This window comes from Streptomyces sp. NPDC030862 (assembly GCF_055571835.1).
Genome location: NZ_JBVIEN010000002.1, coordinates 806,176 through 819,567, shown reverse-complemented (window position 1 = coordinate 819,567; position 13,392 = coordinate 806,176). Strand labels below are relative to the sequence as shown.

General features: G+C 74.1%; 12 protein-coding genes. 4 read left to right on the top strand and 8 right to left on the bottom strand.

The window, feature by feature from the left end; genetic code table 11:
- Positions 1-25: 25 nt before the first annotated feature.
- From ACZ42X_RS07970 to rimP, 8 genes are all read right to left on the bottom strand, one after another.
- Positions 26-2,836 (bottom strand): serine protease, encoded by a 2,811-nt coding sequence (locus ACZ42X_RS07970; RefSeq protein ID WP_468285488.1) that lies wholly within the window; start codon positions 2,834-2,836, stop codon positions 26-28.
- 122 nt (positions 2,837-2,958) lie between these two features.
- On the bottom strand, positions 2,959-3,858 hold the full coding sequence (truB, locus tag ACZ42X_RS07965) for a tRNA pseudouridine(55) synthase TruB (RefSeq protein ID WP_468285485.1): 900 nt from the start codon (positions 3,856-3,858) through the stop codon (positions 2,959-2,961).
- On the bottom strand, positions 3,855-4,307 hold the full coding sequence (rbfA, locus tag ACZ42X_RS07960) for a 30S ribosome-binding factor RbfA (protein ID WP_468285482.1): 453 nt from the start codon (positions 4,305-4,307) through the stop codon (positions 3,855-3,857). Before rbfA ends, truB begins: the two co-directional genes overlap by 4 nt.
- 64 nt (positions 4,308-4,371) lie before the next feature.
- Positions 4,372-4,665 carry a DUF503 domain-containing protein gene (locus tag ACZ42X_RS07955; protein ID WP_361429131.1) on the bottom strand — a complete coding sequence of 98 codons (294 nt, stop codon included), beginning with the start codon at positions 4,663-4,665 and terminating at the stop codon, positions 4,372-4,374.
- 147 nt (positions 4,666-4,812) lie between these two features.
- Positions 4,813-7,902, bottom strand: coding sequence for a translation initiation factor IF-2 (infB, locus tag ACZ42X_RS07950; protein WP_468285479.1), 3,090 nt, complete (start codon positions 7,900-7,902; stop codon positions 4,813-4,815).
- Positions 7,903-8,052: 150 nt separating this feature from the next.
- Positions 8,053-8,331 (bottom strand): YlxR family protein, encoded by a 279-nt coding sequence (locus tag ACZ42X_RS07945; protein ID WP_468285476.1) that lies wholly within the window; start codon positions 8,329-8,331, stop codon positions 8,053-8,055.
- 137 nt (positions 8,332-8,468) lie between these two features.
- A complete protein-coding gene (nusA, locus tag ACZ42X_RS07940; RefSeq protein WP_468285473.1) occupies positions 8,469-9,464 on the bottom strand; it encodes a transcription termination factor NusA in 996 nt (331 codons plus the stop codon).
- A 2-nt stretch (positions 9,465-9,466) separates the two neighbouring features.
- Entirely contained in the window at positions 9,467-9,979 is a 513-nt protein-coding gene (rimP, locus tag ACZ42X_RS07935; RefSeq protein WP_468285470.1) for a ribosome maturation factor RimP, read from the bottom strand.
- Between the two features lie 153 nt (positions 9,980-10,132).
- Here rimP and ACZ42X_RS07930 point away from each other — a divergent pair, with 153 nt between their 5' ends.
- From ACZ42X_RS07930 to ACZ42X_RS07915, 4 genes are all read left to right on the top strand, one after another.
- On the top strand, positions 10,133-10,696 hold the full coding sequence (locus tag ACZ42X_RS07930) for a hypothetical protein (protein WP_468285468.1): 564 nt from the start codon (positions 10,133-10,135) through the stop codon (positions 10,694-10,696).
- A gap of 240 nt (positions 10,697-10,936) precedes the next feature.
- Positions 10,937-11,368: a ferritin-like domain-containing protein gene (locus tag ACZ42X_RS07925; protein ID WP_468285465.1), complete on the top strand. Its 432-nt coding sequence runs from the start codon at positions 10,937-10,939 to the stop codon at positions 11,366-11,368.
- Between the two features lie 122 nt (positions 11,369-11,490).
- A complete protein-coding gene (locus ACZ42X_RS07920; protein WP_468285462.1) occupies positions 11,491-12,384 on the top strand; it encodes an aminoglycoside phosphotransferase family protein in 894 nt (297 codons plus the stop codon).
- Positions 12,385-12,458: 74 nt separating this feature from the next.
- Positions 12,459-13,391 (top strand): slipin family protein, encoded by a 933-nt coding sequence (locus ACZ42X_RS07915; RefSeq protein WP_468285461.1) that lies wholly within the window; start codon positions 12,459-12,461, stop codon positions 13,389-13,391.
- The last annotated feature ends 1 nt before the right edge of the window (position 13,392 follow it).

Here is a 13,392-nt window from a genome sequence, read left to right as displayed (position 1 = left end):
CGAACCTGTGTACGTCATTGACGGATTACGCAGGTCTAAGACTGCCATGCCGATGGCTTCCCGCCCGCATCGGCATCGGGGTGACGAGCCCTTCGACCGTGCGCCGCGCGCTCGGCCCCACCAGGAACACCCACTCCTCCGGGTCCCGGGCCAGCCATCCCGTGACCAGCGCCGCGAAGCCGGGCACCTGGCGGGCGAGCTGGACGAGGTGCCCATCGAAGCGGGTCGCGCCCTCGGGGGTACGCACCGAGAGGGCGCCCGCGCGCCGCACCAGCTCCCGCACGCGCTCCTCCGGCCACCGCTCCGCGCCCAGCGCGGCGGCCCGCAGCAGCGCCTCCGGTTCGCCCGGCAGGCCCGGCCCGCGCGGCTCGCGTGCCAGCAGGTCGAGGGCCGCCTCGTGGAGGGCGGGGTCGCCGGGGCGGGCGAGCAGCGCGAGGGCGGCGTACCGCAGCAGCTCGCGGTCGGCTGCGGCGGTGGCGTGCGCGGCGACGAGCCGGCCGTACGTGGCGGCGGCGGCACGGCGGGCGGGGCGTGCGTCGTCGTGGGCCCAGCGGTCGACGGCGCGGCACAGCGCGGACGGCTCGTCCTCGGCGAGGGCGGCGAGCAGCTGTCGGGCGCGCGGGTGGGCGGTGGTGACGAGCGCCTCGCACAGGTCGTCAACGGCCGGGCCCCGGTGCGCGTACAGCAGCGCCTGCGCGGCCCCGGCGACGGTGAGCCGCACGGACCGCGTCCGGGAGCCGGGCTCGGCGGCCACGGGCCGCTCGTCGGGCACGGGCCGCTCGTCGGTGAACCAGCGGCACAGCAGCGGCTGCACGCCCCGCGGGTCGGCCACGAGCCGCGCGGCGGCTGCGTCGAGGAACCGCGGGCCTCCCGGCCCCCCGGGCGGGCCGTCCGCCGGGACCAGGCGCCGCAGCAGGTCGAGGCGCTCGTCCTCACCGATCCGCAGCCGCACCCAGAAGTCGGGCCCGAACGGACGCCCCGGCGCGGCGGCGCCCTCATGTGGCCCGTCGGCGGGCGCCTCCGCGATCCGGTCCGCCAGCTCCCGCAGCGCCCCCACGTACCCCCGGGCGTCCGGAAGCGCGAGCAGGGCCCGCGCCGCCAGGCCCGCCGTACGGGCCTCGCAGCCGGGCGCCCGCAGCGCCGCGTCCAGGTCCAGGTGTGCGGCCCGGAGCCACTCCCCCAGCTCCTCGTGGCCGAAGCGGTAGCCGGAGCCCACCGGGACGAGGAGGCCCTCGGCGAGGACCGCGGACGCCCAGCCGCCCTTCCAGGGGAAGAGCTCCTCGAACACCGCCCGGTCCACCTCCGGGTCCGGGCAGCGCCGCGCCACCTCGTGGACCCGCCCCGCCACCCGCGCCGCGAGCCGCCGCACCCCGATGCCGCTCACCGGCGGGCGGGAGGCGTCCGCGACCCGGACCGCGACGCGCAGGCACACGAGGTCGAGGTACGCGGCGAAGATCTCGTCTCGCCGGGCCCCCGCGACCGCGCCGCCGCCCATCGCCTCCCGCACCTCGGCGAGCAGCCGCAGCGCCAGCGGGTGCCGGGCGTCGGCGTCCGCGACGGCGTCCGCGGGCAGCCCGTACCGGGCGCGCGCCCAGCGCGCCTCCCGCTCGGTCAGGTCGCCGAGGCGCACGCACCGCACCTCTCCCGCCGGGTAGGGCGCACGGGCGTGCTCCCACTGCTCGGGGCGGCAGGCGACCGCGAGCCGGGCGCCGTGCGCACGCAGCCAGGCCGCCGTCCCCGCGGTCCAGGCGGGCGTCGGCTCGTCGGGGGTGTCCAGGAGGACGAGCAGGGGGTGGCCCGCCGTGCGGGCGAGCGCCGCCACCCGCTCGGGCGTGGCGGCGGCGGAGTCGTCCCACAGGCCCGGCCGCCCGCTCGCGGCGACGGCCCGGGCGGCGCGCCGCAGGGCCCGCGCGAGCCCGTCCGCCACCGAGGTGTCGTCCGGCCGGAGGTCGGCGGCGCGCACCCACACGCTGGGCGCGGGCTCGGCGCCCCGGGCGCGGCGCGCGGCCAGGGCCGCGAGTTCGGTGGTGCGCCCGCTGCCGGGCTCGCCGACCAGCCCCAGCAGCAGCGCGTCCGGCGAGGCGGCGAAGAGCTCGTACGCCCGGGCTGCCTCGGCCCGCTCGACCGGCTCCGGCCAGGCGCTGCCGCCGGAGTCCGGGTCTCCGGAGGCGGCGGCCAGCTCCAGCACGCCCGCCGGGTTGAGGTCGCGCCCGTACGCCGGGACGGTGGCGGCGCTGCGCCGCAGCAGGGCGGCGAGCGGCCCCGCGGGGTCGCGGGCGGCCATCGCCGCCAGGGGGACGGCGAAGCCGGCCGCGCGCCGCTCGGCGTGGAGCGCGGTGGCCAGGACGCCGAGTACGGCGCCGGTCGCGGCGTCGAGGACGGGCCCGCCCGCGGCCTCGCCGCCCCGGCGCAGCGCCTCGCTGCCCTCGGTGCCGACGGCGAGCTCCAGGACGCCGCCGAGCCGGTGGAACCGGTCGGTGGCGGTGTAGGTGACGTCGGCGGGCCCGAGGACCCGCGCCTGGCGCCAGCCGCCCGCGGCGATCCGTACGTACGTGCCGGGCTCGACACCCGGGCGGTCGGCCAGCGGCAGGGGGCGGGCGCCGAGCCCCGCGCCGCGTACGAGGGCGAGCGCGGCGCCCGGCAGCGGTGTGATGGCGTCGGCCTCGGCGACGCACGTCCGGCCGCCGGGCCCGAGCAGCACGACGCGCCTCAGGCCGTCGACGGCCTCATGGCTGGTCACGACCGTGCCCAGGTCGTCCGCGACGAAGCCGGTGCCGCGTGGCCGGCCTCCCGCGTCACAGATGTGTACGAGCGTCGCACCGTCCCCGCGTTCCATGGCTCGACGGTAGGACGGCGATGATCACCGCGAGAAGAACGCGCGGCAAACGCGCCCCCGGGTGCCCCCCGTGTTCACTTCGAGCGCCTCGCCAAGTGGGTGAAACACCGGGGGCGAGGGTGTCAGGCGAAGACCGCGAGGCTCTTCGCCTTGCCGCCCTTCTCCTCCACCAGCGCGAGGAACCGGCCGTCGGGCCCGAACACCGCCACCGGCGCCGCCTCGAACGCCGGCATGTCGATCCGTACGCCGTTGAGCAGCAGCTTCGCCCGTCGCTCGTCCACGTCCCAGCGCGGGAACGCCGCGGCCGCCGCCTCGGCGATCGGCATCACGGTCAGCTCCTCCTGGAGCTGGTCGAGCGTGCGCGCCGTGTCCAGCTTGTACGGGCCCACGCGGGTGCGCCGCAGCGCCGTGAGATGGCCGCCGACACCCAGCCCGGCGCCCAGGTCGCGGGCGAGGGCGCGGATGTACGTACCGGAGGAGCAGACGACCGAGACGACGAGGTCCACGACCGGCATTCCGTCCTCCGCCACCGCCTCCCGCATGTCGTACACCTGGAAGGAGGAGACCGTCACCGGCCGGGCCGGGATGTCGAACTCCTCGCCGCCGCGCACGCGCGCGTACGACCGCTTGCCGTCGATCTTGATGGCGCTGACCTTGGACGGCACCTGCATGATGGCGCCGGTCAGCTTGGCCACCTCGGCGTCGACCGCCTCACGGGTGACCGCGGACGCGTCGGTGGACGAGGTGATCTCGCCCTCGGCGTCGTCGGTGATCGTGTTCTGCCCGAGGCGGATGGTGCCCAGGTACTCCTTCTCGGTCAGCGCGAGGTGACCGAGGAGCTTGGTGGCCTTCTGGACGCCGAGGACGAGGACCCCGGTGGCCATCGGGTCGAGCGTCCCCGCGTGTCCGACGCGGCGGGTCTTGGCGATCCCGCGCATCTTGGCGACGACGTCGTGCGAAGTGAAGCCGGACGGCTTGTCGACGATGACAAGGCCGTCCGGCGTCGTGGTGTGCTGGCTCATTCGGTGGCGGCGTCCTCGTCCTCGTCGTCGCCCGGCTTGCGGTAGGGGTCCGGCTCGCCCGCGTACGCGGCGCTGGAAGCCGCCTCGCGCACCTTGGCGTCCGAGGCGCGGGCCACCTCCAGCAGGTCCTCGATGGTCTTGGCGGTCTCGGGGAGGGCGTCCGCCACGAAGGTCAGCGTCGGCGTGAACTTGGTGCCCGCCGCCGCGCCGACGGCGGACCGCAGGACGCCCTTGGCGCTCTCCAGGCCCGCGGCGGCGGCCTTGCGGTCCTCTTCGTCGCCGTACACGGTGTAGAAGACGGTCGCCTCCCGCAGGTCCCCCGTGACCCGGGTGTCGGTGATGGTCACATGCGTTCCGAGCCGCGGGTCCTTGATCCCGCGCTGGAGCTTCTGTGCCACCACCTCCCGGATCAGGTCCGCCAGCTTCTTCGCCCGCGCGTTGTCGGCCACTGGTCCGTCTCCTCTTATCTGCGCCGTACGGTGTCGTCCCGCACGTCTGGCGCCCTTTGCACGATCAGTCTTCGTCGGTGTGCAGCCGCCGCCGTACGGACAGCAGCTCCACCTCGGGCCGGGCGGCGACCAAGCGCTCGCACCGGTCCAGTACCTCCGTGAGATGCCCGACGTCCCCGGAGACCATCGCCAGGCCGATCTCGGCCCTGCGGTGGAGGTTCTGGCCCCCGGTCTCGGCCACGCTCACCGCGTACTTGCGCTGGAGCTCGGCGACGATCGGGCGGACGACGGAGCGCTTCTCCTTCAACGACCGTACGTCGCCGAGGAGCAGGTCGAAGGACAGAGTCCCCACATACATGTATGTCCGGATGTCCCGCCGGTTCGGGTTCGATGGCCCTGCCGTCCAGTTGTCACTTGGCAGGGACACAAGAACCGTACACGGAACGGCCGGGGCCGATCGACGGATATTCCTCCGCCGACCGGCCCCGGCTCACCGCTCCTGTGATCAGGCGCGCGGCTTCTCGCGCATCTCGTACGTCGCGATGACGTCGTCGACCTTGATGTCGTTGAAGTTTCCGAGGTTGATACCACCCTCGAAGCCTTCGCGGATCTCGGTGACGTCGTCCTTGAAGCGACGCAGACCCTCGATGTTGAGGTTCTCCGCGATGACCTTGCCGTCGCGGATGAGGCGCGCCTTGGTGTTGCGCTTGACCTCGCCGGAGCGGATGAGCACACCCGCGATGTTGCCCAGCTTGGACGAGCGGAAGACCTCGCGGATCTCCGCCGTACCGAGCTCGACCTCTTCGTACTCCGGCTTGAGCATGCCCTTGAGGGCCGCCTCGATCTCCTCGATGGCCTGGTAGATCACCGAGTAGTACCGGACGTCGACGCCCTCGCGCTCCGCCATCTGCGCGGCACGGCCGGCCGCGCGGACGTTGAAGCCGATGACGATGGCGTCGGAGCCCATGGCCAGGTCGATGTCCGACTCCGTGACCGCACCGACACCGCGGTGCAGGACGCGGATGTCGACCTCTTCGCCGACGTCCAGCTGGAGCAGGGACGACTCGAGCGCCTCGACCGAACCGGAAGCGTCACCCTTGATGATGAGGTTGAGCTCCTGGATCTGGCCGGCCTTGAGCACCTTGTCGAGGTCCTCGAGGGACACCCGGCGGGTGCGCTTGGCGAAGGCGGCGTTGCGCTCACGCGCCGCGCGCTTCTCGGCGATCTGGCGGGCCGTGCGGTCCTCGTCGACGACGAGGAAGTTGTCGCCGGCACCCGGGACGTTGGTGAGACCCAGGACCAGGACGGGGGTCGACGGACCCGCTTCCTCGACGTTGTTGCCCTTGTCGTCGAGCATCGCCCGGACGCGGCCGTACGCGTCGCCGACCACCATGGTGTCGCCGACCCGCAGGGTGCCGCGCTGGACCAGGACGGTCGCGACGGCGCCGCGGCCACGGTCGAGGTGCGACTCGATGGCGATGCCCTGCGCGTCCTGCTCCGGGTTGGCCCGCAGGTCGAGCGAGGCGTCGGCCGTGAGGATCACGGCCTCCAGCAGCGAGTCGATGTGCAGACCCTGCTTGGCGGAGATGTCGACGAACATGGTGTCGCCGCCGTACTCCTCGGCCACCAGGCCGTACTCGGTCAGCTGACCGCGCACCTTGACCGGGTCCGCGCCCTCGACGTCGATCTTGTTGACCGCGACCACGATCGGCACGTCGGCCGCCTTGGCGTGGTTCAGCGCCTCGATCGTCTGGGGCATCACACCGTCGTTCGCCGCCACCACGAGGATCGCGATGTCGGTGGACTTGGCACCACGGGCACGCATGGCGGTGAACGCCTCGTGACCCGGGGTGTCGATGAAGGTGATCTTGCGCTCTTCGTCGTTGACCTGGGTCGCGACCTGGTACGCACCGATGTGCTGGGTGATGCCGCCGGCCTCGCCCGCAACGACGTTCGTCTTGCGGATCGCGTCCAGCAGTCGCGTCTTACCGTGGTCGACGTGACCCATGACGGTCACGACCGGCGGACGCGGCGCGAGGTACTCCTCGCCACCCTCGTCCTCGCCCCACTCGAGGTCGAAGGACTCGAGCAGCTCGCGGTCCTCCTCCTCCGGGGAGACGATCTGAACCGTGTAGTTCATCTCGTCGCCGAGGAGCTGCAGCGTCTCGTCGGAGACGGACTGCGTGGCGGTGACCATCTCGCCGAGGTTCATCATGACCGCGACGAGCGACGCCGGGTTGGCGTTGATCTTCTCCGCGAAGTCGGTGAGGGACGCACCGCGCGACAGGCGAACGGTCTCGCCGTTGCCGCGAGGCAGCATCACGCCGCCGACCGACGGGGCCTGCATGGCCTCGTACTCCTGGCGCCTCTGCCGCTTCGACTTGCGACCGCGACGCGCGGGACCGCCGGGACGGCCGAAGGCGCCCTGCGTGCCACCACGGCCACCGGGACCGCCGGGACGGCCGGCGAAGCCGGGACGGCCACCGCCGCCACCGAAGCCGCCGCCACCCGGACCGCCGGGACGACCGCCGCCGCCACCGCCACCGGGACGGCCGGCGAAGCCGCCGCCGCCACCACCGGGACCGGCGGGACGACCGGCGAAGCCGGGACGACCGCCGCCGCCACCCGGACGGGCACCGCCCGCGGGACCGCGACCGGCGCCACCGGGGCCCGGACGCGGGCCGGCGGCCGGACGCTGCGGCATCATGCCCGGGTTCGGGCGGTTACCGGCGGGGCCGCCACCCGGGCGCGGGGCCTGGGGACGCGGCATGGAGCCGGGCGTGGGACGCGGGCCACCGGGACCGGCCTGCGGACGGGGACCGCCCTGACCGGCGCCCTGCGGACGCGGACCACCGGCGCCGGGCGCACCGGCACCCGGACGCGGGGCACCACCGGGACGGGGCGCCTGCGGGCGCGCCATGCCGGTCGAGCCACCGGAGGTGAAGGGGTTGTTGCCCGGACGCGGACCCGCGGGACGGGCACCGCCCGGACGCGGGGCCTGGCGCTCGCCACCGGGGCGCGGGGCGCCGGGACGGGCACCGCCCTGACCGGAGCCCTGGCCGGGCCGTGCGGCCGGACGGGGACCGGGGGTGGCACCACCGGGGCGCTGACCGGCGGCCGGAGCCGACGGAGGCGCGGTGAACTCCGGGTTGGACGGAGCCGGGGACGCGGGCGCCGGCTTGGGCGCCGCGGGGGCCGGCTTCGGACCCGGGGCGGGACGCGGGCCGGGGGCCGGCGTCGAGGGCTTCTCGGCCGCCGCGGGCTTCGGCGCGGGGGCGCCGGGCTTCGGGGCAGCGGGACGAGCCGCCTGCGCCGGGGAGGGCGCGGGGGCGGCGGAGGTGCCTTCGGTGCGGCTCGGCGCCGCGGGGGAAGGCTTGGCAGGCGCGGCCTTGCGGGGCGCGCCGGGCTTGGCTGCGGACTTGCCGGCGTTGCCGCCGGGCCCCTGCAGCGCGTCAGTCAACTTGCGTACAACCGGCGCTTCGATGGTCGAAGACGCCGAACGGACGAATTCACCGAGTTCCTGGAGCTTGGCCATGACGACCTTGCTCTCTACACCGAACTCCTTGGCGAGTTCGTATACCCGGACCTTAGCCACTTCGCTCCTTTTAGGTCCGGGTTACCGCCGGACCGTCGCTACTTCATGGGCGTACTCATCGCGTACTCATCGAGTGCTCATCGCAATCTCGACCTACTTCCAGACTCGCGAGGTACCTGACCGCACGGTGTTCCGTGCCGTACTTCTTTCTTACGGTGCCGACTGCTCGACGTACTGGCGGACGTTCGCCGTTTCGAGCGGTCCCTGGACCTTGAAGGCCCTGGGGAACGCCCTCCGGCGGACCGCCAGGTCGAGACAGACCGAGGCGGGATGCACGTATGCACCCCGGCCGGGCAGCGTACCGCGTGGATCGGGGGCGCAGGCGCCCTCGATCACCACGATGCGCAGCAGTTCACGCTTGGCCGCCCGCTCCCGGCATCCCACACAGGTTCGCTCAGGGCATGCGCGGGCATGCGTCCGGCCAGACACGCTTAAGTCTACCTCCCCGCACCGACCTCACCCCTTTGGGGCAAAAATCGAACGGTTGTTGTCGTGATCTCGCTGTGGCACAACGTGACCACGGCGCGATCTATTCCCTGGGAGCCCGAGCCGCAGCTCAGCCCTGCTCAGTCCTGCTCGGGGGTCTGCTCCGTGTCGGGGCGGATGTCGATGCGCCAGCCGGTGAGGCGGGCGGCGAGGCGGGCGTTCTGCCCCTCCTTGCCGATCGCCAGGGACAGCTGGTAGTCGGGCACGGTCACCCGCGCGGAGCGGGCGGCCATGTCGACGATCTCCACCTTGGAGACGCGCGCGGGCGAGAGTGCGTTCGCCACCATCTCGGCCGGGTCGTCCGACCAGTCGACGATGTCGATCTTCTCGCCGAGCAGCTCGGCCATGACGTTGCGCACCCGGCTGCCCATCGGGCCGATGCAGGCGCCCTTGGCGTTGAGACCCGAACGGGTGGACCGCACGGCGATCTTCGTACGGTGACCGGCCTCACGGGCGATCGCGGCGATCTCGACGGAACCGTCGGCGATCTCCGGGACCTCCAGCGCGAAGAGCTTCTTCACCAGATTGGGGTGCGTACGCGAAAGGGTGACGGACGGGCCGCGCACGCCCTTGGCGACGCGGACGACGTACGTGCGCAGCCGCAGGCCGTGCGTGTACTCCTCGCCCGGCACCTGCTCCTGCACCGGCAGGATGGCTTCCAGCTTGTCGTCCAGCTTGACCAGGACGTTCTTCGGGTCCTTGCCCTGCTGCACCATGCCGGCGACGATGTCGCCCTCGCGGCGGGCGTACTCGCCGAACGTCACGTCGTTCTCGGCGTCGCGCAGGCGCTGCTGGATGACCTGGCGGGCGGTGCTCGCGGCGATCCGGCCGAAGTCCGACGGGGTGTCGTCGAACTCCTTGGGCTCCTGCCCCTCCTCCAGGTCGGCCGGGTCCTCCTTCGCCCACACCGTCACGTGACCGGTCTGCCGGTCGAGCACGGCACGGGCGTGGCGGCGGGCTCCCTCGGTGCGGTGGTAGGCGATGAGGAGGGCCGACTCGATCGCCTCGACCAGCAGGTCGAAGGGAATCTCCTTCTCCTGTGCCAAGCCCCTCAGGAGCTTCACGTCGATGTCCACGGCTACGCCTCCTCTTCCTTCTTGTCCTTGCGGTTGAACTCGATCTCCACGCGCGCCTTCGCGATGTCCGGGAACTCCACGCGGCGGGCGGTGGGCTTGCGCCCCTTCACACCCGGCACCTCGAGATCGAGGCCCTCGTCGTCCACGGAGAGGATGCGGGCCACCAGGTCGCCAGCTCCCTCTGCCCCTTGGGCGGTCAGCTGCAGCCTGACCAGGCGGCCGGTGGCGCGTACGTAGTGGCGGTGCTCGGTCAGCGGGCGGTCGGCGCCCGGCGAGCTCACTTCGAGGACGTACTCCTCGTCGCCCATCGCGTCCGTCTCGTCGAGCTTGTCGGAGATGGAGCGGCTCAGTTCGGCGCAGGCGTCGAGCTCCACGCCCTCGTCCGAGTCCACGACGATCCGGAGCATCCGGCGGCGGCCGGCCCGGGACACCTCGATCTCTTCCAGATCCAGACCCTGGGCGCTGACGAGCGGTTCCAGCAGCCCGCGCAGCCTTTCGCTCTGGGTGGTGCTCATCCGGGTGACTCCTCGGCCGCGTGTGCTGTTGTGGGATCGTCGCGTGTCAGAGCAAAGGGTATCCGGTCGCGGGGGGTGTTGCCGTCCACCTCACCGGACCCGCGGGTACGCTCGCCTGCGATGATCTTCGCCGGCGGCCGATGGGAGAGACGCGTGGGGCGCAGGGGTACGACACGCAGGCGTGCGCTCATCGCGACGGGCGCGGCGGTCACGACGGGGCTGTGGACGGCCGGTTGCTCGTCCGACGGCGGCGGCTCCGGCCGTTCGGCGTCGGCGGCCGACCGCGCGGCGCGCGAGGAGGCGCGGCTGCGCGCCCGCTCCTCCGCGGTGAGCGCCGCGCTGCTCGGGCGGTACGACGCGGTCCTCGCCGCGCACCCCTCGCTGGGCCCCCGGCTGTTCCCGCTGCGGGCGGCGGTCGCCGCGCACACGGCCGCGCTCGCGGAGGACGGCACGCGCCGGGCGGCGTCCCCGACGCCGAGGGGCACCGAGGCCGCGGCCCCGCCCGCGGCCTCCACCGCCGCCGCGCCGAGCCCCTCGCGGACGCCGGTGCCGCCCGACCCCGGCGCCGCGCTGGCGGAGCTGGCCGCGGCCGCCCGCCGCGCCGCGGACGCGCACACCGCCGCGCTGCCGGACGCCCCGCCGGAGTACGCGCGGCTGCTCGCGTCCGTCGCCGCGGCGGCCGCCGCGCACGCGTACCTGCTGACCGCCGGCGCCTAGGGGGCGTCTTGTCGATCAGGCCGGATCAGGGAGCGGCGTCTGGTGCATGGGGTCTCCCCAGGCCCCTTGGGGCCGAGGGGACGGATCGCAAGGCGGAGGAGGGAGCCTCCCCCGTCGCCCGAAGGGCTACGGGGGCCATTGGCGACCGACGACAACGCGGGGAGGCACGGTGCCAGACGCCGCGAGCCCGGCAAGATCGACAAGACGCCCCCTAGGGCCGGGGCACGAGAGGAGCCGATCATGAGCGCCCTGGACGCCGTCCAGGCGGCACTCGCCGCCGAGCACGCGGCGGTGTACGGGTACGGGGTCGTCGGCGCCCGGGTCGGCGGGGAGCGCCGGGCCGAGGCGACCGCCGCGTACGCCGCACACCGCGCCCGCCGCGACGCGCTGGCGCGTACCGTACGCGACCTGGGCGGGAGGCCTGCCGCCGCGGCCGCGGGGTACGCCCTGCCGTTCCCGGTGCCGGACGCGGCCGCGGCCGTACGGCTCGCCGCCGAGCTGGAGGACCGGGTGGCGGGTGTCTACGCGGACCTGGTGCGGGCCTCCGAGGGCCCGCTGCGGCGCGAGGCGGCGGGCGCGCTGCGGGAGGCGGCGGTGCGGGCGGTGCGGTGGCGAGGGAGCGGCGTAGCCTTTCCCGGTCTCGCCGAGCGCGCGAGCCAGCAGCTGAGCTGAGCTGTAGCGGAGGGTAGGGGTCGCCCGAGGTACGAGGGCGGCACCTGCCCGCAGCGGTAGCGAAGCGGAACGCGACCAATGAGACAGTGAGTCGGGGTTGGGTGAAGGGGAACAACGCACGCATGGCTTTCGAACCGCCGCAGCGACTGGTGCGGGCGCTCGGCGAGGTGTACGGGGATGCGGCCGCGCGGGACTGGCTGGGCCGGGTCCCGGGGATCGTGGCGGACGCGCTGGCCCGGCGGGAGCTGGCGGTCGAGCGGGTCGTCGTCCCGGGCGGGCGCAGCGGCGTCGTCGTCCTCGTACGGCAGCGGTCCGGGGAGCCGGCCGCGCTCAAGGTCGCGCCGCCGTTCGCCGCGCCGGAGCTGGAGCGGGCCGCGCTCGCGCACTGGAACGGCTGGGGTGCGGTACGGCTCCTCGACGCCGAGGGGCCCGGGCTGCTGCTGGAGCGGCTGCACACGGAGGTCTCGCTGCGTTCGCTGCCGGAGGCCAAGGCGCTGCTGGAGGCCGCGGGCACGGTCCGGCGGCTGTGGGTGGAGCCGCCCGCCGGGCACGGCTTCGAGTCGGTGGCCGAGCGGACGGCGCGGCAGGCGGAGGCCATGCGGGCGGGCGAGGACGCGGAGTCCGCGGGGCTGGTGGCGGCCGCGCTCGACGCCCGTGAGGAGCTGGTGGCGGCCCCGCCGGAGGAGCTGCTGCTGCACGGGGCGTTCCGGCAGGGCAAGGTGCTGGGCGGGGAGCGGGCGCCGTGGCTGGCGGTGGGCCCGGATCCGGTGGTGGGCGAGCGGGCGTACGACCTGGCGCGGCTGGTACGGGACCGGGTGGAGGACCTGGTGGCGACGGCCTCGGGCGCCTCGGCGGCGCGCCGCCGGGTGAGCAGGCTGGCCGACTCGCTGGACGTGGACCGCGAGCGGCTGCGCGGCTGGACGCTCTTCCGGGCCGTGGAGTCGGGCACGCGGGCGCTGGCGGCGGGGCGGCGGCAGGACGGGGAGCTGCTGATGGAGTTCGCGGGCTGGCTGTGACACCCTTCCGGGCTCCCCCGGTGCCCCCTTTGGTGCGATATTGGGCTTAACGCACCCGTAAGGGGGTTGTTGTCATGGTCGAGGAACTGCTGACGGCGGCCGCGGCGGCGGGGTCCGCGGGGGCGGTGTACCTGGCGGCCGCGGCGAGGGTGGTCAAGCAGTACGAGAGAGGGGTCGTGCTGCGGTTCGGCCGGCTGCGCAGCGGAGTCCGGTTGCCCGGGTTCACCATGATCGTGCCGTTCGTCGACCGGCTGAACAAGGTGAACATGCAGATCGTGACCCTGCCGGTGCCCGCCCAGGAGGGCATCACCCGGGACAACGTCACGGTGCGGGTGGACGCGGTCGTGTACTTCAAGGTGGTGGACCCGGCCGCCGCGATCATCCGCGTCGAGGACTACCGCTTCGCGGTCTCGCAGATCGCGCAGACCTCGCTGCGGTCGATCATCGGCAAGAGCGACCTCGACGACCTGCTGTCGAACCGCGAGAAGCTCAACCAGGGGCTCGAACTCATGATCGACAACCCGGCCGTGGAGTGGGGCGTCACCATCGACCGTGTCGAGATCAAGGACGTCTCGCTGCCGGAGACGATGAAGCGTTCGATGGCCCGCCAGGCCGAGGCCGACCGCGAGCGGCGCGCCCGCGTCATCAACGCGGACGCCGAGCTCCAGGCGTCGAAGAAGCTCGCGGAGGCGGCGGGGGTGATGTCGCAGACGCCCTCCGCGCTCCAGTTGCGGCTGCTGCAGACGATCGTGGCGGTGGCCGCCGAGAAGAACTCGACGCTGGTGCTGCCCTTCCCGGTCGAGTTGCTGCGCTTCCTGGAGCGGGCCGCGCAGAACCCGCCCGAGGCGCCCGCGCACCCGCAGGGCCTCCACGTCCACGACCCTCACGCGCACGAGCCGCTGCCCCCGGAGGCGTACGACCACGAGCAGAAACGCGAACCGGCGCCGGCCTCGCCGCAGGTACACGACGTGCGGGAGGACGACACCGGTACGGCGGGCTGTATGTGAC